The sequence below is a fragment of the Rhizobium brockwellii genome, from assembly GCF_000769405.2.
Taxonomy (GTDB): Bacteria; Pseudomonadota; Alphaproteobacteria; order Rhizobiales; family Rhizobiaceae; genus Rhizobium; species Rhizobium brockwellii.
The window spans coordinates 980,894-1,007,426 of the sequence record NZ_CP053439.1; the positions used below are offsets into that span (position 1 = coordinate 980,894).

General features: G+C 61.6%; 30 protein-coding genes. 22 read left to right on the forward strand and 8 right to left on the reverse strand.

Features of this window, described 5'->3' with window-relative positions; all coding sequences use genetic code 11:
* Positions 1–69: 69 nt before the first annotated feature.
* Positions 70–888 carry a polysaccharide deacetylase family protein gene (locus tag RLCC275e_RS04995; RefSeq protein ID WP_033180574.1) on the forward strand — a complete coding sequence of 273 codons (819 nt, stop codon included), beginning with the start codon at positions 70–72 and terminating at the stop codon, positions 886–888.
* Positions 889–925: 37 nt separating this feature from the next.
* On the opposite strand, the gene RLCC275e_RS05000 is transcribed toward RLCC275e_RS04995, so the two are convergent.
* The 3 genes from RLCC275e_RS05000 to RLCC275e_RS05010 form a co-directional block, all read right to left on the reverse strand.
* Positions 926–2,218, reverse strand: coding sequence for an NAD(P)/FAD-dependent oxidoreductase (locus tag RLCC275e_RS05000; protein ID WP_033180573.1), 1,293 nt, complete (start codon positions 2,216–2,218; stop codon positions 926–928).
* 18 nt (positions 2,219–2,236) lie between these two features.
* The gene (locus RLCC275e_RS05005; protein ID WP_033180572.1) at positions 2,237–3,403 is read right to left on the reverse strand and encodes an AI-2E family transporter; all 1,167 of its coding nucleotides are present in this window, start codon (positions 3,401–3,403) and stop codon (positions 2,237–2,239) included.
* Between the two features lie 176 nt (positions 3,404–3,579).
* Positions 3,580–4,440 (reverse strand): VOC family protein, encoded by an 861-nt coding sequence (locus tag RLCC275e_RS05010; protein WP_033180571.1) that lies wholly within the window; start codon positions 4,438–4,440, stop codon positions 3,580–3,582.
* Between the two features lie 295 nt (positions 4,441–4,735).
* Here RLCC275e_RS05010 and RLCC275e_RS05015 point away from each other — a divergent pair, with 295 nt between their 5' ends.
* From RLCC275e_RS05015 to RLCC275e_RS05030, 4 genes are all read left to right on the forward strand, one after another.
* Positions 4,736–5,155, forward strand: a complete 420-nt coding sequence (locus RLCC275e_RS05015) for a universal stress protein (RefSeq protein WP_033180570.1) — start codon at positions 4,736–4,738, stop codon at positions 5,153–5,155.
* 115 nt (positions 5,156–5,270) lie between these two features.
* Positions 5,271–5,939: a PAQR family membrane homeostasis protein TrhA gene (trhA, locus tag RLCC275e_RS05020; RefSeq protein ID WP_033180569.1), complete on the forward strand. Its 669-nt coding sequence runs from the start codon at positions 5,271–5,273 to the stop codon at positions 5,937–5,939.
* Between the two features lie 65 nt (positions 5,940–6,004).
* A complete protein-coding gene (locus tag RLCC275e_RS05025; protein ID WP_033180568.1) occupies positions 6,005–6,556 on the forward strand; it encodes a GNAT family N-acetyltransferase in 552 nt (183 codons plus the stop codon).
* A 230-nt stretch (positions 6,557–6,786) separates the two neighbouring features.
* The gene (locus tag RLCC275e_RS05030) at positions 6,787–7,488 is read left to right on the forward strand and encodes a pentapeptide repeat-containing protein (protein WP_033180567.1); all 702 of its coding nucleotides are present in this window, start codon (positions 6,787–6,789) and stop codon (positions 7,486–7,488) included.
* Between the two features lie 94 nt (positions 7,489–7,582).
* Here the strand turns inward: RLCC275e_RS05030 and msrB are convergent, their stop codons facing one another.
* A complete protein-coding gene (msrB, locus tag RLCC275e_RS05035) occupies positions 7,583–7,996 on the reverse strand; it encodes a peptide-methionine (R)-S-oxide reductase MsrB (protein ID WP_003557789.1) in 414 nt (137 codons plus the stop codon).
* A gap of 189 nt (positions 7,997–8,185) precedes the next feature.
* Here msrB and RLCC275e_RS05040 point away from each other — a divergent pair, with 189 nt between their 5' ends.
* The 9 genes from RLCC275e_RS05040 (at position 8,186) to RLCC275e_RS05080 (ending at position 15,411) form a co-directional block, all read left to right on the forward strand.
* Positions 8,186–8,401 (forward strand): hypothetical protein, encoded by a 216-nt coding sequence (locus tag RLCC275e_RS05040; protein ID WP_012756647.1) that lies wholly within the window; start codon positions 8,186–8,188, stop codon positions 8,399–8,401.
* A gap of 209 nt (positions 8,402–8,610) precedes the next feature.
* Positions 8,611–10,968 (forward strand): putative monovalent cation/H+ antiporter subunit A, encoded by a 2,358-nt coding sequence (locus tag RLCC275e_RS05045; protein ID WP_033180566.1) that lies wholly within the window; start codon positions 8,611–8,613, stop codon positions 10,966–10,968.
* 4 nt (positions 10,969–10,972) lie between these two features.
* Positions 10,973–11,392, forward strand: a complete 420-nt coding sequence (locus RLCC275e_RS05050; protein WP_033180565.1) for a Na(+)/H(+) antiporter subunit B — start codon at positions 10,973–10,975, stop codon at positions 11,390–11,392.
* Positions 11,392–11,769 (forward strand): Na+/H+ antiporter subunit C, encoded by a 378-nt coding sequence (locus tag RLCC275e_RS05055; protein ID WP_033180705.1) that lies wholly within the window; start codon positions 11,392–11,394, stop codon positions 11,767–11,769. Before RLCC275e_RS05050 ends, RLCC275e_RS05055 begins: the two co-directional genes overlap by 1 nt.
* A gap of 67 nt (positions 11,770–11,836) precedes the next feature.
* Positions 11,837–13,390 carry a Na+/H+ antiporter subunit D gene (locus tag RLCC275e_RS05060; RefSeq protein WP_033180564.1) on the forward strand — a complete coding sequence of 518 codons (1,554 nt, stop codon included), beginning with the start codon at positions 11,837–11,839 and terminating at the stop codon, positions 13,388–13,390.
* Positions 13,387–13,860 (forward strand): Na+/H+ antiporter subunit E, encoded by a 474-nt coding sequence (locus RLCC275e_RS05065; protein ID WP_033180563.1) that lies wholly within the window; start codon positions 13,387–13,389, stop codon positions 13,858–13,860. Before RLCC275e_RS05060 ends, RLCC275e_RS05065 begins: the two co-directional genes overlap by 4 nt.
* Entirely contained in the window at positions 13,857–14,210 is a 354-nt protein-coding gene (locus tag RLCC275e_RS05070) for a cation:proton antiporter (RefSeq protein ID WP_033180562.1), read from the forward strand. The genes RLCC275e_RS05065 and RLCC275e_RS05070 overlap by 4 nt, the downstream gene beginning before the upstream one ends.
* Positions 14,207–14,539 carry a monovalent cation/H(+) antiporter subunit G gene (mnhG, locus tag RLCC275e_RS05075; RefSeq protein WP_033180561.1) on the forward strand — a complete coding sequence of 111 codons (333 nt, stop codon included), beginning with the start codon at positions 14,207–14,209 and terminating at the stop codon, positions 14,537–14,539. The genes RLCC275e_RS05070 and mnhG overlap by 4 nt, the downstream gene beginning before the upstream one ends.
* A 440-nt stretch (positions 14,540–14,979) precedes the next feature.
* Complete coding sequence (locus RLCC275e_RS05080) at positions 14,980–15,411, forward strand: Ros/MucR family transcriptional regulator (protein ID WP_003557810.1); 432 nt, start codon at positions 14,980–14,982, stop codon at positions 15,409–15,411.
* Positions 15,412–15,797: 386 nt separating this feature from the next.
* Here RLCC275e_RS05080 and RLCC275e_RS05085 read toward each other — a convergent pair whose 3' ends face one another.
* Both RLCC275e_RS05085 and RLCC275e_RS05090 read right to left on the reverse strand, forming a co-directional pair.
* On the reverse strand, positions 15,798–16,220 hold the full coding sequence (locus RLCC275e_RS05085) for a SufE family protein (RefSeq protein ID WP_003557812.1): 423 nt from the start codon (positions 16,218–16,220) through the stop codon (positions 15,798–15,800).
* A gap of 391 nt (positions 16,221–16,611) precedes the next feature.
* Positions 16,612–17,106 carry a DUF5330 domain-containing protein gene (locus RLCC275e_RS05090; RefSeq protein ID WP_033180560.1) on the reverse strand — a complete coding sequence of 165 codons (495 nt, stop codon included), beginning with the start codon at positions 17,104–17,106 and terminating at the stop codon, positions 16,612–16,614.
* A 412-nt stretch (positions 17,107–17,518) separates the two neighbouring features.
* Between RLCC275e_RS05090 and RLCC275e_RS05095 the strand changes: the two genes are divergently transcribed.
* The 5 genes from RLCC275e_RS05095 to RLCC275e_RS05115 all read left to right on the forward strand — a co-directional run bounded on the left by RLCC275e_RS05095 (position 17,519) and on the right by RLCC275e_RS05115 (position 21,975).
* Positions 17,519–19,099, forward strand: coding sequence for a sensor histidine kinase (locus RLCC275e_RS05095; RefSeq protein WP_245483457.1), 1,581 nt, complete (start codon positions 17,519–17,521; stop codon positions 19,097–19,099).
* Positions 19,071–20,024 (forward strand): peptidoglycan-binding domain-containing protein, encoded by a 954-nt coding sequence (locus RLCC275e_RS05100; RefSeq protein ID WP_033180559.1) that lies wholly within the window; start codon positions 19,071–19,073, stop codon positions 20,022–20,024. Before RLCC275e_RS05095 ends, RLCC275e_RS05100 begins: the two co-directional genes overlap by 29 nt.
* A gap of 411 nt (positions 20,025–20,435) precedes the next feature.
* Entirely contained in the window at positions 20,436–20,783 is a 348-nt protein-coding gene (locus RLCC275e_RS05105) for a hypothetical protein (protein WP_033180558.1), read from the forward strand.
* A gap of 171 nt (positions 20,784–20,954) precedes the next feature.
* Complete coding sequence (locus tag RLCC275e_RS05110; protein WP_033180557.1) at positions 20,955–21,722, forward strand: Crp/Fnr family transcriptional regulator; 768 nt, start codon at positions 20,955–20,957, stop codon at positions 21,720–21,722.
* Between the two features lie 91 nt (positions 21,723–21,813).
* A complete protein-coding gene (locus RLCC275e_RS05115; protein WP_165404954.1) occupies positions 21,814–21,975 on the forward strand; it encodes a hypothetical protein in 162 nt (53 codons plus the stop codon).
* A gap of 37 nt (positions 21,976–22,012) precedes the next feature.
* Here RLCC275e_RS05115 and RLCC275e_RS05120 read toward each other — a convergent pair whose 3' ends face one another.
* Positions 22,013–22,192: a hypothetical protein gene (locus RLCC275e_RS05120; protein WP_033180556.1), complete on the reverse strand. Its 180-nt coding sequence runs from the start codon at positions 22,190–22,192 to the stop codon at positions 22,013–22,015.
* A gap of 153 nt (positions 22,193–22,345) precedes the next feature.
* Entirely contained in the window at positions 22,346–23,383 is a 1,038-nt protein-coding gene (locus tag RLCC275e_RS05125) for an AraC family transcriptional regulator (RefSeq protein WP_033180555.1), read from the reverse strand.
* Positions 23,384–23,441: 58 nt separating this feature from the next.
* On the opposite strand from RLCC275e_RS05125, the gene RLCC275e_RS05130 reads away from it, so the two are divergent.
* The 3 genes from RLCC275e_RS05130 (at position 23,442) to RLCC275e_RS05140 (ending at position 26,533) form a co-directional block, all read left to right on the forward strand.
* Entirely contained in the window at positions 23,442–24,416 is a 975-nt protein-coding gene (locus RLCC275e_RS05130) for an oxidoreductase (RefSeq protein ID WP_130707410.1), read from the forward strand.
* A 135-nt stretch (positions 24,417–24,551) separates the two neighbouring features.
* A complete protein-coding gene (locus tag RLCC275e_RS05135; RefSeq protein WP_033180554.1) occupies positions 24,552–26,003 on the forward strand; it encodes a methyl-accepting chemotaxis protein in 1,452 nt (483 codons plus the stop codon).
* A gap of 185 nt (positions 26,004–26,188) precedes the next feature.
* Positions 26,189–26,533, forward strand: a complete 345-nt coding sequence (locus tag RLCC275e_RS05140; RefSeq protein ID WP_033180703.1) for a DUF1491 family protein — start codon at positions 26,189–26,191, stop codon at positions 26,531–26,533.

Below are 26,533 nucleotides of genomic sequence, written 5' to 3' on the forward strand. Positions count from 1 at the left end.
AACCGGCCGCATGGCGCCGGGGGAGAGCCGTCGCTAAAATCGGCAGCTCGAATCATAGAAATCCGTCGTATGAACCGCATCCTGCTCGCTTCGGCGTTCCTTCTCGTCAGTATCTCCGCTGCATTCGCAGACGAAATTCCGTCAGCGCTGCCCGCCCCGGCAGTTGTCAGTCCGGTCCCGGCCGTAGTCAGTCCGGCCCCGAAGGCGCCGGCGCCAAAACTCGTCGAGCCGCATCTGCATATCGCCCGCTCCAATATCGCCGGCCATGCCCGCATTGCGCTGACCTTCGATGCCTGCATGGGGCAGGCGGACGAGCGCATCCTTTCGACACTGGTGCGTGAACGCATCCCGGCAACGATGTTCGTCACCGCCCGCTGGCTGAAGCGCAATCCCGCAGCACTTGCCGTGTTCCTGCAGAATCCCGATCTCTTCGAACTCGAAAATCATGGCCAGAACCATATTCCGGCCGTCGACACGCCGACGCTGATCTATGGCATCGCGTCTGCCGGCTCGCCGCAGGCCGTGCGGCAGGAAGTCGAAGGCGGCGCTGCCGCCATGGTCGCGGCCGGCATCCCGGCGCCGCACTGGTTCCGCGGCTCGACCGCCAAATATGACCTTTCCGCCATCGGCGAGATCCGCGCAATGGGCTATCGCATTGCCGGTTATTCGGTAAACGGCGACGGCGGCTCGCTGCTCGGGGCTGTCATCACCGAAAAGCGCATCGCCTCGGCCAAGGACGGCGACGTCGTCATCTCCCACATCAACCAGCCGACCCATGCGGCCGGCGCGGGGGTGGCGAAGGCGCTGGTCGATCTCAAGGCGAAGGGTACGCAATTCGTTCGCCTCGAGGATGTCGAGGACACCGGTGACGACAAGACGACGGAGTGATTGAAGGCGGGCACGGCACGACAGTCAATGTGGGATCTTACCTCAGCTCATTCCCGGCCCGCACTAAACCCTCTCCAAAACGCGCCAAACCCGGCCCGTCGCGGTCGAGCGCGAAATCTTCGAACCAATCGCGATGCATGCCGGCGAGCATGGCGCCGATCATCTGCGCAGCGAGATAGGAAAAGGTGATGCCGTTGCCGCCGTAGCCATAGGCTGCGAACACATGCGGCGTCTTCGGCACCGGGCCGATCAGCGGCAGACCGTCGACCGTCTCCCCGAAAGTGCCGCACCAGGCGTGTTCCACCCGCGTATCTGCTTTCGGCCACAGCCGCTTCATCTTCTCCTGGATCGCCATGGTCTTGGCCGGCAGCTTCCGATCTCGTACCTCGGCATCCGTGGTATCGTCATCCTCGCCGCCGGCGACGATGCGATTGCCCGGCGTCGTGCGCATATAGAGATAGGGGTGGCTGTCCTCCCAGATCAGCGCTCTGTCGCGCCAGAAATTTGCCGGGTCCTGCGGCACGGTGGCGAGCGCCCAGCTCGAACTCGACCGGTGCAGTTTCGGCATGTCGAAGCCCGGCATCGAATAGCCGGTCGCCAGCACAACATGCCGCGCCTCGATGACGTGGCCTGCATCGGTCTCTGCCGTGACGTGATCGCCTTCGCTGTGAAGCGCCGTCACGGAAGCGTTGACCAGCCGCGCGCCGCGCCGGACGGCCATCTCCAGCAGCGCCCAGGTCAGAAGCAGCGGATCGCACTCCGCCGAACCCGGCGAATAGATCGCGCCATCCCGGTCGAGATCGAATTGTGTGAAGAGATCGGGATGTTCGAGATAGACGCCGGGCAGGCCCGCCCGGCGACGAAGCTGGCGCTCCTCCAGCAGGTCGCGCGCGCCTTCACGACCGTCGGCCAGATAGAGCGTATTGCGCGACCGGAAGCCGCAGGCGATCGCGTTTGCGGCGATCAGCTTGGAAAGGCCGGCGACCGCGGCACCACTGCGGCGGTAGATGCCGGCCGCGCGCTCGAAGCCGTAATAGTCCTCGAGCTCGGTGAGCGTGCTGTCGATTTCCCATTGCAGCATCGCCGTGCTCGCTGCGGTGCTGCCGAAGCCGGGCTCCTCCCGGTCGATGATCGCCACGGAAAAACCGCGTGCCGTCAAATGTTCGGCAACCAATGCGCCGGTGATGCCGCCGCCGATCACGGCGACGTCGGTGAAAAAGCTCTGCTCGATCGGCCGCCATGCCGGCCGTATGCCGCTTTTCCCCCAGAGAGAACGGCCGCTGACCATCTGGTCGTGATCGGATTCGGCAAGATCGAGATCAGATGCCACGAACGTCCCCCCGGTTGATCATTTCGGCAACTGCGGCTGCGGTTTTTCCTCGATCAGCAGTTCGTCGATAATAGTCATGACGATCAATGAGAGCGGCAGCGCCAGCATGGCGCCGACGGCACCCCACATCCATGTCCAGAACAGGATGGCGAGGAAGACGACGAACGGATTGATTTCCAGCCGCCGTCCCATCACCGCTGGGAAGATCAGGTTCTCCATGAGCAGATGCACGGTGAAGAAGGCCGCGGCCGGCATCAGGCCGATAAGGAGGCCATCATGGGTCAGGATGCCGGCGACCGCGACGGCAAACGTCATCAGCGTGATGCCGAGATAGGGGATGAAGCTCGACAGGAAGGCAAAGAATCCCCATAGCACCGGGGCCGACAGCCCGCCGGCATAGGCGATGACAGTCATGACCACGCCGAGCCCGACATAGATCAGCGAGGCTGTGGCGAAATAGAAGCCGAGCACCTGCTCGACGGCGTTGATGACGCGGATCGCCGCCAGGCGCTGCGTGCGGGTGCGGAAGGTCATGATGATCGTCTTGCGCAGGTTGACCCGACCAGCGAGGAAGAACAGCAGCGCCGCAAAGAAGATCATCCCCTGCACCAGCGCCGGCGTCAGGCTACTTGTCACCACGTGCAGCACGTTGCCGGTGTTTTCGAGCAACGCACCGATCGACATCGACCCACTTTCGAATGTCGCCGGCGTGATATGCAGCCATCTGATTCGCTCCAGATAAGGCATGACGCGGTTGATGGTCCGCTCGGCGAAGGCCGGGCCCTCATTGGCAAGCGTCATCAGCGGGTCGGCGAGCGAGTTGATCAACAGGAAGATCACCAGCGCCACGCTGCTTGACAGGATGAAGGCGTTGGCAAGCCGCGGCACCCCCATCCGGCTGAGCTTTTCTGCCGCCATGCCGAGGATCATGCCGACGACGACGGCAAGTGTGATCGGGATAAGGATCAGCGACATTAGGTAGACGGCGGCAAGAAAAAGAATGCCGAAGATGCCGATGATCGCCCAGGCCATGCTGACGTCGAGCCCATCCTTTTCCAGACGGTGCAGCGGCGGCGGCGGCAGTTCTTCCGCAGCCTCCTTCAGCGACTGTGCCCAGGCGCTGGTGTGGCGTTCGCCGATGGCGATCTTCTTTGCTTGTTTGCGGATGCCATTGGCGATGCCCATGCGGTGAGGTCCCCGAAGCCCCATTGCTTCCTCACGGAAACGCGCCGATAGGGTTCCGGTTCCCTGAGGGAACGACCGTCTGTTAAAGTGCGTCCGGCATGTCTTTGCGCCGATGGCATTGGCAGCATGGCGTCAGCGTCATCAACCGCTATGGCTGATCCGCAGCAATCTGGAAATTACGCCGAAAGCGTCAGGCCGATGCCCCAGGGATCCCTGAGGAACACGCCGCCGTCACGCTTCTCGCTTTTGATCTCCAGCGCATCGAGCTTGGAGACCGCCGCATCCAGCGTCGCCTTGTCGTTGAAACGGATCTTGTAGTCCGAAAGCCCTGTCATGTTACCGGCGCGTGCCGTCGCGCCGCGGCTGTTCCAGATATTGGCGCCGAGATGGTGATGATAGCCGCCGCTCGCAAAGAAGCTCGCGCCGGGATAGCGCGCCATCAGCTTGAGGCCGAGGACGTCGCGGTAGAAGGCGTCGGCCTGCGGGATGTCGCCCACCTGCAGATGCAGGTGACCGATCGCGCTCCCGACAGCCATGCCGTCCCAGCGCTCATCAGGCGCACTGTTATAGAGCGCCTGCAGGTCGAGGCGAAGCGTAGCCATTTCCACCATGCCATCCTGGTGGAATTTCCATTGTTCGTGCGGCCGGTCGGCATAGATCTCGATGCCGTTGCCTTCCGGATCGGAAAGATAGATAGCCTCGCTGACGAGATGGTCCGAGGCGCCGTCGAGCGCCACGTTGTTCTGTGCCGCATGGCGCAGCCAGCGCGCGAGCTCGGTCCGGTTCGGCATCAGGAAGGCGGTGTGGAAAAGGCCGGCGGCGTTGCGCGGCGCGATGGTCGCATTCTTTGCGGTCGTCAGCGTCAGCAAAGGGAGATCGCCGACACCCAGCACTTCGCCGCTCGCCGTCTTCTCGATGACCTTCAGGCCGAGCATCGATTGATAGAAGCCGGAAACAAGAGCGAGGTCGGTGACGACGAGATGCGACTGGTCGATATAAGCGGGCCGCGTCAGCGCATAGGAAGTTTCGGTCGTCATGGATTGGTCTCCTGCCTCTGAATTGGCCTGTAAGAGAGAAGGCGTCCCGGCGGTTGCGGCAAACATGCCGCCTGTGGCAAGCCCAAGAAAGTTTCGCCGGTTCATTCGCCTCTGATCTCCCTGGGCTGCTGTACTTGATCCCTATATGGCGCATTCCGATTGTTCACAGAAGATCCATTTTTGAGGATGAAGCGTTGAGCAGGTGTTGACGATGACTTGTGTCCACTTGATCGTGATCAATGCGTCCATATCTTCTTTAGAGGAAGCTTATACATCCCAGTCATGGAGGGAAGCCATGTACAGAAAGATCATCGTAGCGATCGCGCTCGGCGGCATCGACAAGGGAGAAAAGATCCTCCGCAAGGCGGCGTCCCTGCTCGATGCAGGCGGCGAGATCATCGCGCTCAACGTCGTCGAGGACGTGCCGAGCTATGTCGCGATCGAACTGCCGGCCAATATGGTCGAGGACGCCATGAAAGATGGCCGCGAGAAGCTGGAAGCACTGATCGCCGCAGCCGGCGTCACGGCAACCATCGAGATCGCCAACGGCCCGCCGGCCAAAGCCATCATCTCGACCGCCGAAGGCCACGGCGCAGACCTGATTATCGTCGCCTCGCACGTTCCGGACTTTTCCAACTACTTCATCGGCGCCACCGCCGACCGGGTCGTGCGCCATGCCAAATGCTCGGTGCTGGTCGACCGGCAGAAGATTTGATTTTTGCGCCACTGCGGCCTGTCAAGAAGATTTACCGCCCGTGCGCTTTGCCGCAGTTGCGCGCCCGCCGGTTCGATGCGACGATTGCATCGGGGTATGAAACGGATTGGCGTGCATGGGCGAGTTCAACGGCATTCGCTGGGCTTATGATAGATACGAACTGATCGCCGACGGTATCGTCCATGGCGTCGGTCTCGTGCTGGCGCTGATCGGGGCCACCGTGCTGATCTTCTACGCCACGGTCTGGAGTTCCTACGGCGCGCTCGCCGCCGCCTGGATCTATAGCGTCGGGCTGGTGCTGACGCTTGCCATTTCCTTTTCCTACAATGCTTGGCCGGTCTCGCGCACGAAATGGTATCTGCGCCGTTTCGATCATTCGGCGATCTTCCTCTTGATCGCCGCCACCTACACGCCCTTCCTCGAACGTGGCGCCGACGACCCGCTGCTCTTGTTCATGCTGGTGGCGATCTGGTTGTTCGCCGCCGTCGGCATTTTCTTGAAATGCGTCTTCCCCGGGCGTTACGACCGGCTTGCCATCCTGCTTTATCTCGCCATGGGCTGGAGCGGCGTGCTGGTGGCCGGGCCTGTCGCCGCACGCATTCCCTCGGCCTCGATGCTGCTAATCGTCATCGGCGGCGTCATCTATTCGCTCGGCGTCATCTTCCATGTCTGGGAGAAGCTGCGCTTTCAGAACGCCATCTGGCATGGTTTCGTCGTCACCGCCGCGGCGGTGCATTATTCGGCCGTCTTCACCTGTTTCAGCCTGTCGGCGCCGGGCCTCTGAACGACTGATGTGCCCGAATCGTTCCTGTTTCGCACCCGCCGTTTACATCTTTCGAGGCGGGGCGTATGCCCGCCTTCGCAAACAACATGAACCCGAGCATCATGACAGACGTTGTCCTCCTCCGCGACGCCACCGAAGCCGATCTTTCCGCCATTCGCGATATCTACAATCACGCCGTCGAGCACACGACAGCGATCTGGAACGACACGCTGGTCGATCTCGAAAATCGGCTGGAATGGTTCAGGGCGCGCAAGGCGCGGGGCTTTCCGGTCATCATCGCCGAAATGTCGGGCAAGGTCGCAGGCTACGCCTCCTATGGCGATTGGCGGGCCTTCGACGGTTACCGCCACACGGTCGAGCATTCCGTCTATGTCGACAAGGATTGTCGCGGTGCCGGCATCGGCGAGCGGCTGATGCGGGAATTGATCGCGCGAGCTGCCGCCGGCAATATCCATGTGATGATTGCCGGCATCGAGGCTGAGAACACCGCCTCGATCAAGCTGCACGAAAAGCTCGGTTTCCGCATCGCCGGCAGATTTTCCGAGGTCGGCACCAAATTCGGCCGCTGGCTGGACCTCACCTGCATGGAACTTCGCCTGCCCGGCAAGGTGGATTGATCCACCTGCCCGGCAAGGCGGATTGACCTGCCTGTCCGGCAAAGCCCCAGATTGATCACGCAAAGCGCCAAACTCATCAGACAAAGCCCCAAACTCATCAGGCAAAGCCATTGTGAACGGCGCGCGCCATCTTTTTATTGTAGTCTGAGCTGTGTAAGAATGTGGAAGCAGCCTGCTTCGCGGAAAGCGGCCTGAAGCATATTGTAAGCGTCATGGGGGTGAATAGTTCAATGGCAATGCACGGATCGTCGCTCGGTCTCCTTGCCCTCGTCCTTCTGGCATTTGCGCCGGTTGCCGCACGGGCCGCCGATTGCGGTAGCCTGGCCTCGCCGAAGCTCGACTGGCAGGAATGCACCAAGAAGAACCTGATGTTGCAGGGCAGTGATCTCGAAGGCGCCAACCTCGTCGGAACGGATTTCTCGCTGACCGATCTCGCCGGCGCCAACTTCAAATCCGCCAATCTGGAAAAAGCGACGCTGGTGCGTGCCTCACTCGAGGGCGCACACGCTGAAGGCGCCAACTTCGCCAAGATCGAGGCCTATCGCTCCAGCTTCGCCAATATCGCCGCCGATGGCGCTTCCTTTGCCGGCGCCGAGCTGCAACGCGCCAATTTCGCCGGAGCCCGGCTTGCCGGCGCCAGCTTCGAAAAGGCCGAGCTCGGCCGCGCCGATTTCGACAAGGCGGTGCTGACGGGGGCGAAATTCTCGTTCGCCAATCTCTCCCGTGCCGATCTCTCCGGCGCCACCTTCGAAACCACGCCGATGTTCGATCGTGCCTTCATGTTCCTGACCCGCATCGAAGGCCTTGACCTCTCGGCCGCAACCGGGCTCGAGCAGGCCCAGATCGACCTTGCCTGCGGCGATGCTTCGACCAAGCTGCCGGCCGGCCTCTCCGCACCGACAACTTGGCCCTGTCCCGCCGATCACGAGTGACCAGGCGGGCTCGCCGGCCGTATGGTCGAGCTGCGCAAGCGTCGGTCTCGGCTTATCATCCGAATGAACCGCTTGCCGATTTCGGGGCCGGTCGCTACTTCCCGGGCTCGAACACCATGGAGTGGCCGTTGATGCAATAGCGCAGGCCGGTCGGCGGTGGGCCGTCGGGAAAGACGTGGCCGAGATGGGCCTCGCAGCTGCCGCAGCGGATTTCTGTGCGCACCATGCCAAAGGCCGTGTCGCGATGCTCCGTCACCGATTCGGGCGATACCGCTTCGAAATAGCTCGGCCAGCCGCAGCCGGCATCGAATTTCGTGTCGGAGCGGAAAAGCGGCGCGTTGCAGCCGACGCAGCGGTAAAGCCCTGTCTCGAAGGAATCCCAATAAGGGCCGGTGAAGGCGCGTTCGGTGCCGTGCTGGCGCGTGATGCGGTACTGCTCGGGCGTGAGCTGCTCTTTCCATTCGGCGTCGGTCTTGTGGATCTTGGCGGTGGTCGCAGTTTCGGACATGACGTGCTCCTTTCGCCGAGGGGCGGGTTCCGTTTCGCGAGAAATGTGGTGCGCCGCGTTCAGTTCATCAAGTCTCCCGCCGGCGCGCCATGAGATTGGCCGCATACCCAATTGGGGGAAGAGGCTTGCTTTTACATCCGTTAGGGGTTTTCTGTTAGGGTTAATGTTGCGTGCATTGGAGAATCACTGGTGTTTGAAACAGCAATCGTCCTGCTCTACGGCCTCGTGGCCGTGGCAGCCATGGCGGTCACACTGTTGGAAGGCTGGGCCAACCATGACGGCGTGACGCTTCATCGTCTCGCCGGGCTCTTCGCCTGTCTGCTCTGGCCGCTGACGCTTGTGGTCTTCATCCTCCACGGTTGCATCGCTCGGCTGCTGACGCGTCTTTCCAGATCGACGGCCTGATCGGCTTTGAAACATCACCATGCAGTGCGGCTCGCGGCCGAAATCACTTGAGACGCTCCCCCGTTTCGCCTAAGCCAGAGGACAGGCCGGTTTTCTCCGGTTTTTCCGTCTGTTGCTCTTGCAACAGACTGTTGCCTTTACAGCGCTGCGCGCCTTGTCGGACGTTCAAAGGACTGTAACATTTTGAATTATGCAGTAGAGGAGGGGACATGGCCGATGTCACGGCTCTGACATTTCTGGCCCTGTGTCTGCCGCTCGTCGGCGCTCTTGCCGCCCCCTTCGTCATCCGCATCTTCGGCGCAAACGGTGCCTGGCTCCTGGCGATCGCTCCCTTGCTCGCCTTCCTGCATTTCCTGCGTTTCATGCCCAAGATCGCGCGCGGCGAGGTCGTCACCGGCGGCTATTCCTGGGTGCCGAGCTTTCATCTCTCTTTTTCCTGGTTTCTCGACGGCCTGTCGCTGACTTTCGCGCTGCTGATCACCGGCATCGGCAGCCTGATCGTGCTGTATGCAGGCGGCTATCTCAAAGGACACAAGGATCAGGGCCGTTTCTTCTCCTTCATCTTCCTCTTCATGGGGGCGATGCTCGGCGTCGTCGTTTCCGACAGTTTCTTGATGCTCTTCATCTTCTGGGAATTGACGTCGATCACGTCCTTCCTGCTGATCGGCTTCGATCACGAGCGTGCAGCGGCTCGCCGCGCCGCCCTGCAGGCACTGGTCGTCACCGGCGGGGGAGGGCTCTGCCTGTTGGCCGGTCTGCTGCTGCTCTGGAACATCTCAGGCGTCACTGAGATGTCGCGGCTCATGGGAGCGGGCGATATCGTGCGCGAAAGCCCGTTCTATCTCGCAGCCCTCCTTCTGGTCCTGGGCGGCGCCTTCACCAAGTCGGCGCAATTTCCCTTCCATTTCTGGTTGCCGAACGCCATGGAGGCGCCGACGCCGGTTTCCGCCTACCTGCATTCGGCGACGATGGTGAAGGCGGGCGTCTATCTGCTGATGCGGCTCAATCCCGTCATGGGGGCAACGCCCGACTGGGAGATCCTACTGCCCTTCTTCGGCGGGCTGACGCTGGTGGTCGGCACCGCGCTCGCCATCCGCCAGACCGACCTGAAGCTCAAGCTCGCCTATACCACCGTCTCCTCGCTCGGCCTGCTTGTCATGCTGATCGGCTTCGGCTCTGACCATGCGGTCGAGGCGGCGGCGCTCTATCTGGTGGCGCACTCCCTCTTCAAGGGCGCGCTCTTCATGGTTGCCGGCATCATCGATCACGAGACCGGCACGCGCGATATTACCAGGCTGCGTGGCCTGATGCAGGCGATGCCGCTCACCTGGATGATCGCACTTGCGGCGGCCTTCTCGATGGCCGGCCTGCCGCCCTTCTTCGGTTTCCTCGCCAAGGAGGAGATCTATACGGCACTCGTCGGCGGTGATGTCCGCGCACTCACCTTTACCGCCATAACCGTCTTCGGCAATGCGCTGATGTTTGCCGTCGCCTTCGCCGTGGCACTGAAACCCTTCCTCGGCCAGCCGGTGGAGACGCCGAAACCTCCGCACGAAGCGCCCGTCCTGCTTTGGCTCGGCCCGGCCGTTCTCGCCGTCCTCGGCCTGCTCGCGGCGATCTTTTCGACCTTCACCCATACCGTCCTGTCCTCGCCGATCGCCTCCGCCATCCGCCAGACACCCGTCGACATCGACATTTCGTTGACGCCGCATATCGGCCTGCCCTTGGCGCTCTCCGCCCTGACCGTGCTGCTCGGCATCGGCGTCTACTGGCAGCTCGCGCGCGCCCGTTTCCTGATGGCGGTTTTCCTGCGCGCAGCCGGGCCTGGGCCGGACCATGGCTTTGATGTCGCACTATCGGGCCTTGTCCGCTTTTCCGGCCGCGTCATGCGTGTGCTCCAGCCGGGGCGGCTGGAGATCTATGTCACCTGCACCTTCCTCTGCGTCGCCGCCATCCTCATCATCCCCCCAGTCGTCTATGGCGAACTGCCGCGTCTTCCGGCCTGGCCTGCCGATGTCAGGCTCTATGAATGGGCGGTCTTCCTGATCGCCGCCTTCGGCCTTGCCGCCGTGCTCGTCGCCCGCGATCGGCTGACGGCGATCGTCTCGCTCGGCATCCAGGGTTTCGCCGTCGCCATCATCTTCCTGCTGTTCGGCGCGCCGGATCTGTCCTTCACCCAGTTCATGGTCGAAACCCTTTCGGTGGTGATTCTCGCCCTGGTCATGACCAGGCTTCGTCTCTCGCCCGACGATCAGCGGCCGCTCGGCCGCAAGCTTTTCGATGGCGCGCTGGCGCTTGTCTGCGGCCTCGGCTTCACGCTTCTGCTGATGCGGGCGACCGAGGCGCCGTTCAACGACGCGCTGACGGCTTTCTTCAACGCCTATTCCAAATCGATCGCCCACGGCGCCAATGTCGTCAACGTCATCATCGTCGATTTCCGCGGCACCGACACGCTCGGCGAAATCGCCGTCGTCGCGGTCACCGGCCTTGCCATCCTGGCGCTGATCCGCATCCGCGCCGGCAGCGAGCGCAAGCTTGCCGCCAATGACCCCACGGTGGAGGGCTGATCGCGTGAACACCCTCATCTTCCGCACCGTCGCCCCGTTCCTCACCGCGCTGGTGTTGCTTTTTTCCGTCTTCGTGCTGCTGCGTGGTCATAACGAGCCCGGCGGCGGCTTCATCGGCGGGCTGATCGCTGCCTCGGGACTGGCGATCTACGGCATTGCCCGCGGCGTTGGCGCCGTTCGCCGGGCGCTGTTTTTCCATCCGCTGTCGATCGCCGGCTTCGGCCTGCTCCTGTCCACCGCGGCCGGTCTTCTCTCCATCCTCTTTGCCGTTCCCTTCATGACCGGCCTCTGGATCTATCCGACGCTTTTCGGCGCCGAGGTGCCGCTGTCGAGCGTCATGCTCTTCGATATCGGCGTCTATCTCGTCGTGCTCGGCGCCATCACCTCGATCGCGCTGGCGCTCGAGGAAAAGGAGGTGGAATGATGGAGCCGCTTCTAGCGATCCTTGTCGGCCTGTTCTTCGCCGCCGCCATCTATCTGATGCTGTCGAAATTCTCGATCCGCATCATGCTCGGCATCGCCATCCTCGGCAACGCCGTCAACCTGCTGCTCTTTACCGGCGGCCGGCTGACGCGCGAGGTGCCACCGATCATCCCGGCGGGTCTCGACAGCTTGCCCGCGGGCACGGCCAACCCGCTGCCGCAGGCCCTCATCCTGACGGCGATCGTCATCTCCTTCTCCTTCCTCGCCTTCCTGCTGGTGCTGACCTACCGCGCCTATCAGGACCTCGGCACCGACAACACCAGCGACATGCGCGCCGCCGAGCCCGACGACCGGCCGCTGCCGCCATCGGGGTATTGAGCCGGATGATTGTGCGGATGTTGACCCCACGGCGAATGCTTTCCTCCCTTAGAGGAGGCGCCATCTGATGGCCGCCCCCACCTCCACCGTCGATCTCTCCGCCGCCCTGATCACCGTCCCGGTGCCGATCGGCCATTGGCTTGCCATCCTGCCGGTCGCCCATTGCATCACGCTCGGCGCGGTCCTGCTGATGCTGCGCGGCTATCCTCGTCTGCAGGCCTGGCTTGCCATTCCGGGCCTTGCGGCGCTGGCGTTGATCGATGCGGCACTGCTCGCCAAGGTCGCGGCCGACGGCCCGCTAACCATGGTCATGGGCCGCTGGCTACCGCCCTTCGGCATTGCCTTCACCGTCGATCTCTTCGGTGCGCTGATGGCCTTCACCGCAGCTCTGGCCGCGCTCGCCGGCGGCATCTATGCGCTGGCCGATATCGGCGAAAGCGGCCGGCGATATGGTTTCTTCCCGCTGCTCATGCTGCTGATGGCCGGCGTCACCGGCGCCTTTCTCACCGGCGATATCTTCAATCTCTATGTCTGGTTCGAGGTGCTGCTGATCTCTTCCTTCGGGCTGATCATCCTCGGTTCCGAACGTGAGCAGATCGACGGCGCGCTGAAATATGCGGTGCTCAATCTGATCGCCACGACCCTGTTCCTGGTCGGCGTCGGCATTCTCTACGCCGCCTTCGGCACGCTCAATATGGCCGATATCGCTGCCAAAGCGGGGGATTTGCGCGGCACGGCGCCGCTGATGACGCTGGCAAGCCTCTTCCTGCTCGCCTTCGGCATGAAGGCGGCAGCCTTCCCGGTCAATTTCTGGCTGCCCGCCGCCTACCATACGCCGCGCATCGTGGTCTCGGCGCTGTTTGCCGGCCTGCTGACCAAGGTCGGCATCTATGCGCTGATCCGGGTGATGGTCATGCTGCTGCCGGTGGAGCGGCAGGAACTGAGCCCGGTGATCGCGCTCGCCGCCGCCGCGACCATTGTCGTCGGCGCACTCGGCGCGCTTGCCGAAAACGATATCCGCCGGCTGTTTGGCTATGTCGTCATATCGGGCATCGGCAACATGCTGGCCGGCGTCGCCCTCGGCGGCCTTGGCGGCATCAGCGGCGCTGTCTTCTACGCGCTCCATTCGATGGTGCTGATGACCGCACTTTATCTTGCCGCCGGCGAGATCGCCCGGCGCGGCGGCGGCTTTTCACTGTCGGCCCTCGGCGGGCTCTACAGGCAAAGCGGCGGCTTCACCGCGCTCTCCCTCGTGCTCTTCCTGGCCGCCTGTGGCCTGCCGCCCTTTTCCGGCTTCTGGCCGAAAGTCATTCTCGTCAAGGCCTCGCTCGATCTCGGCGCCTGGTGGCTGGCGGCCTCGATCCTCGTCGGCGGTTTTCTGACGACGATCGCCTTCGGCCGTCTCTTCCTGCTCGCCTATTGGCGCCCGGCGGCAATAGCACTGACGCCGTCCGGACCCAGGTGGCGCACGGGCCTGCCGCTCGCCGCGCTGACCGCGCTGGTCATCGGCTTCGGCATCTTGCCGGAACAGTTGCTGGCGCTGTCGCAATCGGCCGCCGCCGGCCTGGCCGATCCCCAGGCCTATCTTCATTCGGTCTTCCCGGAAGGGCGCGCGCCGTGATCTTCTTCCTCTTCAACCTGCTGCTTGCCACTGCCTGGGTCACTGTTACCGGCAGCGCCTCGCTGCACAATCTCGTCCTCGGCGTCCTGCTCGGAGCCCTGGCGCTGGTCATCATCCGCGAATCCTTCGGCGGCAAGGGACGCATCCCCCGCGTCCTCCCGGTACTCTCGCTCGCCGCTCTGTTCCTCAAGGAATTGTCGCTGTCGGCCTGGAAGGTCACGGTCACCGTGCTCTCGCCCGATATGAAGCTGAAACCTGGCATCTTCGCCTACCCTTTGACGGTGACGAGTGATCTCGAGATCACTTTGCTGGCAAACCTCATCACGCTGACTCCAGGCACGCTTTCGGTCGACGTCTCCACAGATCGCCGCACGCTCTATGTGCACGCGCTTGATTGTTCCGATCCGGAGGCGACCAGGCGTGATATCGCCAACGGTTTCGAACGCAAGATCATGGAGGCCTTCCGGTGATCACACCTGCCGCCATCATCGCGGTCGCATCCTCGGCCGCACTCGTCATCCTCGGCCTGGCGCTGATCCTCACTGTCTGGCGCGTCGTTGCCGGCCCGACATTGCCGGACCGTATTCTCGCCCTCGACATGCTGACCGGCATCGCCATTGGTTTCATTGCGGTCATCGCGGTTAAGACCAGGTTTTCGCTCTATATCGATATCGCCATCTCGCTCGGCCTCGTCGGTTTCCTGGCGACTGTCGCCTTCGCCCGATTCGTGCTGTCGCGCGGCAATATCAAATCGAAGCCGTCCGCATCTGCGGCAAATGGCAAAACGCAAAAACGCCGGGCAGGGGGGAAGAAGCGATGATCGATTATATCGTGGCTGCCGTCACCGCCTTGCTTTTGATCGTTGGTTCGCTCTTTGCGCTTGCGGCGGCGATCGGCCTGGTCAGGCTGCCCGATCTCTATACGCGCATGCATTCGGCCTCGAAGGCGGGGACTGTCGGCTCCGGCCTGTTGCTCCTTGCCGCCGGCCTCTATTCGCAGGACCCGGCGATTCTCGCCCGCGCCCTTGCCGGTTTCGTCTTCTTCCTGCTGACGGCGCCGGTGTCTGCCCATCTGCTGGCCAGAACTGCCCATCGCTCGGGATATGATCTCGGTGCACTCTCGGTCCGCGACGATATCAGGGATCGTTGAGCCTATGCTGTTCGGCGACTTTACCAGATTTATGCAAAACTTATGCACAGGAAGCTGTGAGTAAAGCTTGCCGGTAAGCCCCTCAATTCTTCATCTGTCATTTTTTCTCAAGAAAAACGACAAATAATAATTGGCCTTTCGGCCAAACGATGGTATTTGAAAATGCAAGTAGAGTTCTGATTGTGAATTGCAATCGTAATGCTTCCAAGTCCCTCAGTTTTGATTTTTAATGTCTAAACTGAGGCCGTCGCCTGGGGCATGACGTAGTGGTTTCCAGTCAGGCAGTATAAGAACAGGTCAGGCTCTTCGGAATCTAGGGGTGGATTTCGCGTTTTTCGAAACAGAAGGTCGCTTCCTGTACTTTTGCTGTTCGCTTCTACGAGGCGGGTCTTTGGCGTGTCAGTCAAAGACCGTTTGAGCATGCTAACAGGAGAAAGAATATGACGGATATAGCGACCGGCAATGCGCCGGAGCTGCTTGTGGAACTGACAGCCGACATCGTCGCGGCCTATGTCAGCAACCATGTTGTACCGGTCAGCGACCTGGCCAATCTGATTTCCGACGTGCATTCGGCACTGAGCAACACGTCCGTACCGCAGCCTGCTGCGGCGATCGTCGAAAAGCAGAAGCCTGCAGTTTCTGTCCGCAAGTCCGTACAGGACGAGCAGATCACGTGTTTGGAATGCGGCGGCAACTTCAAGTCCCTCAAGCGTCACCTGATGACGCATCACAGCCTCTCGCCGGAAGAATACCGCGAGAAGTGGGACCTGCCGACCGATTACCCGATGGTAGCGCCCGCTTATGCCGAAGCGCGTTCGCGCCTGGCAAAGGAAATGGGCCTCGGGCAGCGCCGCAAGCGCGGCCGCGGTTGAGCTTTTTCGAAAGCATCGACGACAAAAAAGCCGGGTCTTGTGCCCGGTTTTTTTGTGTGCCTTTTCAAGGCGAGGAAAATAATCTCGATGGGGCCATTCCAGGAAAGTGAGAAGCGGTTTTGCCGGGAATTGGGTAAACGAAAGGTTGAAATTCTTCAGCGCTTCCATTATAAGCTGAGCAGCGTTGGTATTCCGAGCCTTCGCGGATGATTCGGACGGGCGCCAAGATAGTGTGAGCGACCCTGTCTTATGCTTTGCCGGCAGGCTTAGAATGTATTCCTATACTATCAGCAAGTGTTAATGTATTCGATGTGCCAAGGCAGGCGCTGCCGAAATCGATCGGTTGTGGCTCTGAAAGTCAGCCAGCCAGCCAGCCACGATCGCGGTCAAGCCGCAGCCCGGACTCTTGCCTCTTCGCGGATCCTGTTCACCATTGAGCGCAGTCCGTTCGAACGCTGCGATGACAGGTTCTCCACCAGGCCGATCTTCGAGAATATCTCGAAGGCATCGAGCCCGGCGATCTCCGATGCCGTCTTGCCGGAATAGGTGGCAAGCACGATGGCGACGAGGCCGCGCACGATATGGGCGTCGGAATCACCCTCGAAGCTCATGACCGGATTGTCTGGATCGCCTGCCGTATGGGTCACCAGCCACACCTGGCTGGCGCAGCCCATCACCTTATTCTCCGAGGTGCGCTTCTCCTCGGCCAGGTCGGGCAGTGCCTTGCCGAGTTCGATGACATAGCGGTAGCGGTCTTCCCAATCGTCCAGGAAAGCGAAGTCGTCGATGATCTGGTCGAGGGATGCCATGGAGAAGCCTTTCACTATTGAAGCAGTTCCAGCAAAAGTGCGCAGCGGTTTCGCGTCCGGAATGCGCCGGGAAATGCTCTAAGAGTGCATATAGGTGAAAGACCGGCAGATTTGAACCGTTAAAGCAATTCCAGGAAAAGTGCGAAGCGGTTTTCCGTCTGGAATTGCGCAAACGAGAGACCGGAGCAATTCCAGGAGAAGTGCGAAGTGGTTTTCCCAGGCAACGCGCGAAGCGGTTTTGCCGGGAATTGCCTAAACCAAGATAGAAAAAACGCCGTGAGGGATGGGCATCCTCACGGCGCAGCAACATGCTGAATTAAACAGGGCAGGCACGTCAGGCATGGGGCATCTCCGCGTCATGCGGACCACCGATGCAAGCTGGTTGTGAGGGTCAGGTCGCCGGCTTGGGCGTCGGCAGCGGAATCGCGCCTGTTACCACCGTCTCGGCTGCGGCATCATCTTCGACCGGCGGACGGTAAGGCATCGGCTGGTTGAGCGCAGCCTTGGCCTCGCGCACCTTTTCCTGGATGGCAGGCGTGGTGAGGGAAGGCATGTTGAGCGCCACTGGCACCTGCGGTTCGGCAAGCTTTGCGGTTACAGGCGCCTCATCCTTGAACTGGCTGTCGAGAAGTTCATAGGCAACGCGGGCGCCTTCGCGGGCCCGGTAGCCGAGTGCGGTGAGGGTCTCGGTGCCCTTGGCGCAGACCTCGGGCTTCTCCGAGCACATGCCGGTCAAATAGTCGTAGGCGCCGCTTGCCGCCGTGAACGCGTCGGACAGTTGCAATTGCGGGCCGTTGGCGAGCTTGTCGGAACTCTCCGTGCTGAAGACGGAAAGAAGCACGAGCACGAGGCCAAACCAGAAGGATCCTTTGATCAGAAACCACATTGTCGTCGCCCATCCTGTTTCCCCGTCCGGTTCTTGTTGCCGAATCAGGCCGGTTGTCCGGTGTGTTTTCACCCTACCGCCAAGTTGCGAATGCCGCTTTTCGAAACTCACGCGCATTTGCGGCAAATTTAGTTCAAATTTTAGCGAACGGCATTTGAGCCGCATTTTAGTCGAATGCGAGCGATCGCCGTTAAGCATCAGGGCAGCACCTGCTTGCAATTGCAGCACTTTTGCCGGCTCGCCTTGCCACAGGAGTTAACGCAATGCTGAAATATGAGGAAAATCCGTCGCTTACCCCCTATTAACCACAAAAGGCAAAGAGCCTTCCAGATGCTTCAAAACGGGAATTTCGGCCGTTTCAGGCTGTGAACAGCGCTTTTGCCTTATCCTTTCTTTAAGTCGCCAAGGCCTATTGTCCGGATCGATCGACAGCCTTTCGGGCGGGTATTGCGTGCGTGTATTGAGTAACATTGGCGGCTGGATGACGGCCCTCGTAGACCGGGCAGCGACAAGCTGGCTCTCCCGGACGGGCGGCGGTGAAGCCGTGCGCCAACGTGAGCTCGCGATCCTGCGCCGCCTCGTACTCTTCTCGTCGGCCGCTCTCGTTGCCGCGCCTATCGGCCTTTCGGCAGTCACCAGTCCGGCCGTCGCGTTGCCGGCGGGTGTCGCCATGGTCTGTGCTGCCTTTCTCTTTTCCGCCGTCGGCAGCATCGCGCTCGCCCGTCAGGGTTCGTCCGCCGGTATCGCCACGCAGTCGGCCGAGGATTTCTTCCTTGACGCCACCCCGGGCCTCGTCTTCTTCCTCGACCCGCACGGCAGTGTGGCGACCGTCGGCGGCCGCGACCGGCGCGATTTCCTTGCCTGGATGCGCGATCCCAAGGGCAGGGGCTTCCTCGAGCAGGTGCATGTCTCCGACCGCATCCTTTTCCTGCAGGCGCTTGATGACCTGCGCCGGGGCGAGGATGCTCAGAGCGTCGATCTGCGCATCGACCGGCCCTCGGTCTCGCGCGATCAGCGCCAGTTCGCCTATCTGAGAATGGACATGACGGCCCGGCGCGATGCCGACGGTGAACTTGCCGCCATCATTGCCCAGCTGCGCGATGTCTCCGTCGAGCAGCAGCTGCGTGACGAAGCCCAGAACCGCGCGGCCGATGCCGAATCGGCAAACGACGCCAAGTCGCGCTTCCTCGCCGCCGTCAGCCATGAGTTGCGCACGCCGCTGAACGCCATTCTCGGTTTTTCCGATATCCTGATCGGCGAATATTTCGGCAAGTTCGAAAACGACCGTCAGCGCGAATATGTCGGTCTGGTCCGCGAATCCGGCGCGCATCTGCTCTCCGTCGTCAACACCATGCTCGATATGAGCAAGATCGAAGCCGGCCGCTACGAGCTGATCCTTGAAGCCTTCGACATATCAAGCTCCGTCAAATCCTGCGAATCGATGCTGGGATTGCAGGCCAAGACCAAGGGCCTCACCCTGACGAGCCGTATTCAGCGCGGCCTCGGCGAGGTCGTCGCCGATCAGCGCGCCATCCAGCAGATCCTCATCAACCTCGTCGGCAATGCCATAAAGTTCACCGAGGCCGGCGGCGTCGTCTCGGTTGATGCGGCAGCCCGCGACGGCATCCTCAAGCTGACGGTCAGCGACACCGGTATCGGCATCCCGGCCGACAAGCTGGCATTGCTCGGCCAGCCCTTCGTCCAGATCCAAAACGACTATACCCGCCGCTTCGAAGGCTCCGGCCTCGGTCTCTCCCTGGTCAAAGGGTTGGTGGCGCTGCATGGCGGGTATTTCGCCATCGCCAGCCAGCCGGGCGAAGGCACGATTATCACCATCGAGATTGCGACGGACGGCTCGGGTGCACAGCACGCCGAAGACGCCGGTCATGGCGCGACTGTCGAGTTTCCGCCGCGGCTGAAGGGCGCGGTCAATAGTGGTGCAGGATTGGAAGAGGGGCGTTTCGATGGCCGCGCGCAAGCGAAAATCGCCTAAGGGAAAAAGAGGACGGCAGCAGCCGGGCCTTCTGATGTCAGGTGCTGCCGCTCTCGGCGGCCTCGGCCTGCAGGGCGCATCCGTGCTCGGCGGGGTCGGCCTGCAGGGCGCCTCCGTGCTCGGCGGCGTCATCGGCCGCAATCCGTCGGTCGCCGGCGGCATGATCACTTTCGCCGTCATCTTCTCCTTCGTCGCCGCCAATGCGCTCTGGTATCAGCCGGGCCTGCATCCACATCCGATCTTCCGCACCCGCGATCCGCAGTCTCCGACCGTGCTCGGCGCCCGCCGCCCAGCCGAGGAGCAACAGGGCGACGTCACGACCTTCCGGATCGAACGGCCGCAGGATACAGCCACCACCAACGCGACACCGGCGCCCGCCGCACCCGGCCAGCAGCCGAGCCAGCTCGTCATGGACATCCAGCAGCAGCTGGTGCGCCGCGGCCTCTATAACGGCATACCCGACGGCATCATTGGCCCGCGCACCAGTGCGGCCATTCTCTTCTTCGAGGAGACCGTCGGCATGGCCCAGACCGGCGATCCGACGCCGGAGGTGTTAGTGGCGCTGAAGACCGATGCCGCCGGCCCTTCGACCGTGCCCGCCGAAAAGCCGCCCGAGGATGTTAGCTCGAAGGCGGCGGCGGAAGACCCGGTGGCAGCGGCGATCCGCAGCGCTGAAAAGACCGTCAAAACGGCTCCATCAGCGGCAAAGCAGGTTCCATCAAGCGAAATCACCAATGTCGACTTGGTGCTGAAGATCCAGAAGGGTCTTTCCAACATGGCCTATGCCAATGTCGGCGTCGATGGCGTCGCCGGCGAGCAGACTCGCGCTGCCATCCGCCATTTTCAGAAGCACTACAACCTGCCCGAAGACGGCGAGCCGAACCAGGCGGTGCTGAAGAAACTCAAGGAAATCGGCGCGATATAGTGCATGTCGCCCAAAAGTGCGCGGCGGTTTGGGGACAACGACATGCATAAAAACAAAGATCTAACGCGCGTCGCATGAATCCGGTCGAACGCGATGTGCTTTAGCTTCTGCGCCTCGCACAACGGTGCCAGGTCAGTCATGGCAAGGCTTTCCTGCGCCGGGATCCATCGAGACTGCCGCGCCGGCTGCCCAAGCGCGCAAAGAGTCACTACACGCGGAACTATGACTGCAATGGCCCGTTGTGCCCCTCAGAATGTGCAAGCTGTGCCAAGCTGGCACGATAGCGTGAAGAATAGAGGGATTTTCCCGCTTTCTTCCTATGGCCAGCGAAAAACCGGACGAGCTTCTTACCCATCCGGTTTGCAGCTCACCGACTTCCCGACCATATCAAAAACGCGAGAGGAAATAGCGATGAAACGTCGACCGGTTTCGTCAAGCCGAGCGCAATGTGAGGGCGAGGAATTTGACGACGGGCCGCGGCTTGGCCTCGGCAACAGACAAAACAAGGCTATCAGATTTCTCGACCAATATTATCCTGAACCGCAGCCGACTTCCGTGATCCCGGGGGTATCGGATATAACCATGGAGGGGCTGATAGCGCGAGACGTTGTCGCCGAGGTTCAAGCTCCCGGTGGGAAAGAACGTGTTTTCATTCTCGCTGCGCGCGGGGAAGATGAAGTTCGCCGACTCAAACTTCAGGAGACATCGCTCCGAAACGGCATCGGCAAACGACGACCGGTCGCAGCATCACAAGCGTAACCAGCGTGGGCCAAATCCACCTTCAAAAACAACGTCCAGATGCGGATCTGTACGATTTCGTACAAAAGTTGTTGTGCAGTGCGGCTTTTAAGCGCAATCTTATATACGACGTCAGCCACGCAAGGGCGCTGACGTTTGGAAGATCGTCGTGCTTTCGCCCCGGAGAGCACGATGACCAACCAGAATATAAGCACGTTCAAGAACCATTTGTTGTTTGCCCTTGCCCCTGAAGATCGGCGCCTGCTTGCCCGCAGTCTGGAGAGAATGCAGCTCAACCTTCGTCAATCGCTCGAAAAGGCGCATCAGCCGATCAACTTCGTCTATTTTTTCGAGGCGGGTCTTGGTTCGGTGGTGGCAAGCAAAGAGGGCGGTTCAACCGTCGAGGTCGGCCTTTTCGGCCGGGATGGCATGACTGGCACGTCGCTGGTCCAGGGCGATACAGAAAGCCCGTTCGACTGCTTCGTCCAGATGGGCGGCTCGGCGCTTCGTATTTCTGCCAACAATCTTCAAGAAGCGATGTCTCAGAGCGCCGCGTTAACAGAACTTTTGATGCATTATGCCCGGACGCTCGGTATCCAAACCACCTACACCGCTCTTGCAAACGGTCAGATCAAACTGGAAGAGCGGCTGGCGCGATGGATCCTCATGGTTCACGACCGCGTCGATGGCGACAGCTTCTATGTGACCCATGAATTTCTTGCGATGATGCTTGGCGTGCGTAGGCCGGGTGTAACAGTGGCCCTGCAAATTCTCGAAGCGAAGCACTTCATCAAATCGCAACGCGGGGAAATTCTCGTGCAGGATCGCACTGGGCTGATGCACCTCTGCCAAGGCACCTATGGTCCGGCCGAGATAGAATACGAACGGCTGACCGGCATTCCTCTTGGTAAATCAAAACCGGTTCCGAATGATGCCGCGCCGTTGATACGGCCTGCCTGATCGACAACTGAACGCATTTGACGTCGGCAACCCTTAAGGATGATGCGTGACCTCATTTTACAATCACCATGTAGACGAGACCGCTTCGACAGTGCTCCTGATCGCCTTCCAGGAGGCCTGCGCCCGGCATGACATCTCGCCTGATAGCGAAGACGGTTCGGATCTCTTAACCGTTCTTTTGTATGCCTTTCAAAAGGGGACGACGACCAAGGATGCGCTGGTCGGCCTCGCGTTAAATCTCATTGGCAAATGAAAGGAAAAATCCCGCCCGTCTCGTTCCGGTCGGTAGATCATCTTTTAAGACGATGCGCGGCGCGGTCGGAGGCATCCCGATCAGATCGGTGCAGATTGAGAATCCGGATCGCGTCCATTCTGGCGATGGCGTGTTTCTGCACAAAATAGTCAAGCTCATAGGCATCGGACACTTTTTTCCGATCTTGTGCGGGTTTGATCACCGTGACAGTCATCATTTCTTCCTCCTATACCAAATCAGTTGATTCAACTTATCAGGGTCGTGACTCGACCGGTGGAATGGTACGGAATGAGACAATGTCATGGAGGGGGAGCTACGGTTCACCTTCCGCGGTCTCGATCGGGCCTAAAATCATGCGGATCTCGCGCCGCTACGATGCCGCCTTCAACAGCCGGTAATGCGTTGTCATCGCCTGGCCCTCGACATCCACCACCTCTTCGATCGGCCCGGCCTCGCGGGCCATCGCCGCGCGGTAGCGCTTCGGCGCCATGCCCGTCATCCGCTTGAAGGCGTTGCTGAAGGCGCTTTCGGATGTGTAGCCGAGCGAAAGCGCCAGCGTCGAAACCGGCATGCTGCCCTCCCGCAGCTCGCGTTCGGCAAGGCGCATGCGCCAGCCGGTGAGGTAGGTGAGCGGCGCAACCCCCGCCACGGTCTTGAACCGCAGTGCAAAGCTCGTGCGCGACATGCCGGCCGCCTTTGCCAGTTCGCCAAGCTGCCAGGACCGGCCGGGATCGCCATGCATCAGCCGCAGCGCCGGCGCAATGCGATCGTCGCCGAAAGCGCGGAGCCACCCGACCGTCAATGGCGCCGAGCTCATGATATGCGCCCTCAGCACCTGCACGAACATCAACTGCGCAAGCTGGGTCGAGGCGAGCAGGGCGCCTGGCCGCTTTGCCGCCATCTCCCGCACCAACTGGTCGAGCAGCCAGCGCAGCACGCCGGCTTCGGCAAGGGCGGCGCGCACATGAATAATCGGCGGCAACACGTCGGACAACAGCTCCATGCCCTGCGGCCCGAGCGCGATGTGGCCACCGAGATAATGGAAATCCTCGCCAACGCCGTGGCGCGCCATGCCGTCGACCTTCTCCTTGAACGCGCCGACCGCGTCAGTGGGCGCAACGGCAAGGTCGCTCGCCAGGATGAAGGAATGCCGGCCGTTCAGAAGCGCAACGTCGCCCGCCTCGAGCAGAATGGGTTCGCTGCCATTGTCGAGGCAAAGCCAGCAGCGCCCTTTGGCAACCGCGCTGATCTTGATCCGGTTCGGCCGGGGGAAGCGCAGCGCCCAGGCACCGCCGGCGATCAGCCCGCCCGACACCAGGCAGCGCGCATCGAGCAGATTGAGCATTTCGGAGAGCGGGTCACTGATCATTTTTGAACGATGAAGCAGGAAATCGGGATTTGCAAGCATTCAGAATCCCGTTTCCCGAGCGTACATAAGGCCATCTTGCAACAACGGAGGGCACGCCATGTCCACCCCACAAGCTCCCATCGGTTCCGCCTTCGGTGCGGCATCAACCGCCGCCGACGTCATTGCCGGGCACGATCTTTCAGGCAAGGTCGCGATCGTCACCGGCGGTTATTCCGGTCTTGGCCTCGAGACGGCTCGTGTGCTCGCCGAAGCCGGCGCCAGGGTTGTCGTCCCCGCCCGCAATCTCGGAAAAGCCAAGGCGGCCGTGGAAAGTATTCCCGGCCTTGCGCTGGAAAAGCTCGACCTGATGGACCCCGACTCGATCGACGACTTCGCCGACCGCTTCCTCGAAAGCGGCGAGCCCCTGCATCTGCTCATCAACAATGCTGCCGTCATGGCGAACCCGCTGACGCGTGATGCCCGCGGTTACGAATCACAGTTCTCCACCAATCATCTCGGCCATTTCCAGCTCACGGCCCGCCTCTGGCCGGCGCTGGTGAAGGCCGAGGGTGCGCGCATCGTCGCCGTCTCGTCGCGCGGTCACGTGTTCTCCGGCGTCGATTTCGACGATCCGAATTTCGAGAACCGCGAATACGCGCCCTATCTCGCCTACGGCCAGTCGAAGACGGCAAATGCTCTCTTTGCGATCTCACTGGACGCTTTGGGTGCGAAGCACGGTGTCAGGGCTTTCTCGCTGCATCCCGGCGGTATCGTCACCACCAATCTGGTCCGCCATCAGTCGAACGACTTCCTCAAGGCGAGCGGCTATGTCGATGTGCATGGCAAGCCGGTCATCGATCCGGAAAACAACAAGAAGACGATTGAGCAGGGGGCGTCGACCACCGTCTGGTGCGCCGTCAGCGAGGAGCTCAAGGGTCTCGGGGGCGTCTATTGCGAGAACTGCGATATCGCCGCCGCCGTCCCCGGCGATTCGACCGAGATGCTCGGTGTCCGTCCTTGGGCAACCGATCCGGAATTTGCCGAACGCCTCTGGCAGCTGAGCGAGCGGCTGACGGGTTTCATCGCTAGCTGATCGGGCGCCACACGGCCAGCCCACAGTCACGGAGGCCGGTTTCCCTACAGCCTAAGTCTAAGGTGTTGCCACTGTTTGCAACTTGTTAACCATGTTGCCTGAAGCTTTTCTGATTGGGGCGGGGGAGCGTCGGTCATGCATGCGCTGAAGGCGATAGACGATCTGGCCGGAGAAGCGGTGGTCAAAGTGGGGGCGGCCCCGGACCCCGAGGCGCTGCGCCACATTTTGCTGCGCCTTGCCGAAGAAGCCTCCACCCTTGGCATCGATCTCGTCGATATCGCCGGCGCCATCCAGGACATGGCGGGAATGTCGGCCCGGCATGCCTCCGCCTTCGATCATGTCACCCGCACCGCGCTGTCGATTGCCGAGACCAACCGCTCGGTCGCCGTGTCGCTGCGCGAGACCGACCGCACGGCGGCCGAGGCCCGTCACATGCTGAAGGAATCGGCCGAACGTCTGACGGGCTCCGTTGCCGAGATCGGCCACATGGTCCAGTCCTCCAACGAGATCGGCACTGAGATCGCCGGTTTCTCCAAGTCGCTTGCCGATGTCGACAATATCGCCGAGGAGATCAGCACCATCGCCCGCCAGACCAACCTGCTGGCGCTGAACGCCGCGATCGAGGCGGCGCGCGCCGGCGACGCGGGCAAGGGTTTCGCCGTCGTCGCCACCGAGGTCCGGGCGCTTTCGCTGCAGACCTCGAAGGCGACCGGCTCCATCCAGCAGACGCTGGACGAACTGCGCGTGAAGATCGACCGGCTGTCGGCCGTCGGCAGCGATGCGCGCGACAGTGCGGCCGGCGTGCGCGACAAGTCGGAGGCGATGCGCGGCGCATTTGAAAGCATGGAACATGTTATCACCCGCATCCTCGACAGTTCGACTGTCATGGCCAACACCACCGAGGCGGTCGACCAGCAATGCGCCGGCTTCGTCGAGAAACTCGGCGAGATGTCGGCCGAGGTCGCCGGCTCGAATATCAGGCTGCAGCAGGCGGCAAAACGCGTCGACAGCGTCGTCGGTCTCTCGGAAACCCTGATCCAGCTGACGGCGAGCGCCGGCGTCAAGACCGCCGACAGCCGTTGGATCGAGGAAGCGCAGTCGGTGGCAAGACAGATTTCCGGCGCCTTCGAACGCGCTGTCGCTGAAGGCCAGATCGGGCTCGATGCTCTCTTCGATCGACGCTATCGGCCGATAGCGGGCTCCGATCCGGCACAGGTGATGGCAGCCTTCACCGAACTCACCGATCGCCTGCTGCCGCCGATCCAGGAACCCGTCACAGCTCTGGACGAGCGCATCGCCTTCTGCGCGGCGATCGACGAGAACGGCTATCTGCCGACCCACAACCGAAAATTCTCGCAAGCCCAGCGGCCTGGCGACACCGTGTGGAACACCGCCAATTGCCGCAATCGCCGCATCTTTGCCGATCGCGTCGGCCTTGCCGCAGGCCGCAGCACCGCGCCTTTCCTCGTCCAGACCTACAGGCGCGACATGGGCGGCGGCAATTTCGTGATGATGAAGGATATCTCCGCTCCGATCACCGTGCGCGGACGGCATTGGGGAGGATTGCGGCTGGCAATCAAGGTCTGACCCCTGGGGATCAAGGTTTGACCCCGGGGTCAAACTCTGACCCTGCATTGCCGCCACCTGCGCGCCGGGGCTAGCGCATCGCAATCTTTCAGATTCGCTCCTTGCGCTCTAAGTCTTTATTTTTCCGCATGCCGTTATCGCAAAACCGCTACACACTTTTGCGCGACATGCTTTATACCGCACCGATGAGATTACGCGCCGACATCTTCATTTCAGCCCTCCTGCGCCGCGTCTTCGCCAGCGGCGATTTCGCCGCCGTCGAGAAGAAGGGCGCGGAGGAGGCGGGGGCGATCTTCATCCGCCAGCACTTCCGCGACGGCCTGGAAACGCTCTACGCGCCGGCGCCGCAGACCGCCTTTGACGAAGGTCAGGCCGGCGACCGCCTGTTCGAGGTCCGCCTGTCGCGCAGCGAACCGGAAGCGGTGCGTGCGATGCTGGAGCGCGAACGTAAATTCGACCCCGATCTCTGGATCGTCGAGCTGGAGGCGGAGGAACTGGGGGACATGATCCCGCTTGCGAAGGGCGGCTGA

Coding starts and splice junctions, on each gene's coding strand:
- RLCC275e_RS04995 (WP_033180574.1), top strand. CDS start 70: ATGAACCGCATCCTGCTCGCTTCGGCGTTCCTTCTCGTCAGTATCTCC.
- RLCC275e_RS05005 (WP_033180572.1), bottom strand. CDS start 3,403: ATGGGCATCGCCAATGGCATCCGCAAACAAGCAAAGAAGATCGCCATC.
- RLCC275e_RS05010 (WP_033180571.1), bottom strand. CDS start 4,440: ATGACGACCGAAACTTCCTATGCGCTGACGCGGCCCGCTTATATCGAC.
- RLCC275e_RS05015 (WP_033180570.1), top strand. CDS start 4,736: ATGTACAGAAAGATCATCGTAGCGATCGCGCTCGGCGGCATCGACAAG.
- trhA (WP_033180569.1), top strand. CDS start 5,271: ATGGGCGAGTTCAACGGCATTCGCTGGGCTTATGATAGATACGAACTG.
- RLCC275e_RS05025 (WP_033180568.1), top strand. CDS start 6,005: ATGCCCGCCTTCGCAAACAACATGAACCCGAGCATCATGACAGACGTT.
- RLCC275e_RS05030 (WP_033180567.1), top strand. CDS start 6,787: ATGGCAATGCACGGATCGTCGCTCGGTCTCCTTGCCCTCGTCCTTCTG.
- msrB (WP_003557789.1), bottom strand. CDS start 7,996: ATGTCCGAAACTGCGACCACCGCCAAGATCCACAAGACCGACGCCGAA.
- RLCC275e_RS05045 (WP_033180566.1), top strand. CDS start 8,611: ATGGCCGATGTCACGGCTCTGACATTTCTGGCCCTGTGTCTGCCGCTC.
- RLCC275e_RS05055 (WP_033180705.1), top strand. CDS start 11,392: ATGGAGCCGCTTCTAGCGATCCTTGTCGGCCTGTTCTTCGCCGCCGCC.
- RLCC275e_RS05060 (WP_033180564.1), top strand. CDS start 11,837: ATGGCCGCCCCCACCTCCACCGTCGATCTCTCCGCCGCCCTGATCACC.
- mnhG (WP_033180561.1), top strand. CDS start 14,207: ATGATCGATTATATCGTGGCTGCCGTCACCGCCTTGCTTTTGATCGTT.
- RLCC275e_RS05080 (WP_003557810.1), top strand. CDS start 14,980: ATGACGGATATAGCGACCGGCAATGCGCCGGAGCTGCTTGTGGAACTG.
- RLCC275e_RS05085 (WP_003557812.1), bottom strand. CDS start 16,220: ATGGCATCCCTCGACCAGATCATCGACGACTTCGCTTTCCTGGACGAT.
- RLCC275e_RS05090 (WP_033180560.1), bottom strand. CDS start 17,106: ATGTGGTTTCTGATCAAAGGATCCTTCTGGTTTGGCCTCGTGCTCGTG.
- RLCC275e_RS05100 (WP_033180559.1), top strand. CDS start 19,071: ATGGCCGCGCGCAAGCGAAAATCGCCTAAGGGAAAAAGAGGACGGCAG.
- RLCC275e_RS05105 (WP_033180558.1), top strand. CDS start 20,436: ATGAAACGTCGACCGGTTTCGTCAAGCCGAGCGCAATGTGAGGGCGAG.
- RLCC275e_RS05110 (WP_033180557.1), top strand. CDS start 20,955: ATGACCAACCAGAATATAAGCACGTTCAAGAACCATTTGTTGTTTGCC.
- RLCC275e_RS05120 (WP_033180556.1), bottom strand. CDS start 22,192: ATGATGACTGTCACGGTGATCAAACCCGCACAAGATCGGAAAAAAGTG.
- RLCC275e_RS05125 (WP_033180555.1), bottom strand. CDS start 23,383: ATGCTTGCAAATCCCGATTTCCTGCTTCATCGTTCAAAAATGATCAGT.
- RLCC275e_RS05130 (WP_130707410.1), top strand. CDS start 23,442: ATGTCCACCCCACAAGCTCCCATCGGTTCCGCCTTCGGTGCGGCATCA.
- RLCC275e_RS05135 (WP_033180554.1), top strand. CDS start 24,552: ATGCATGCGCTGAAGGCGATAGACGATCTGGCCGGAGAAGCGGTGGTC.
- RLCC275e_RS05140 (WP_033180703.1), top strand. CDS start 26,189: ATGAGATTACGCGCCGACATCTTCATTTCAGCCCTCCTGCGCCGCGTC.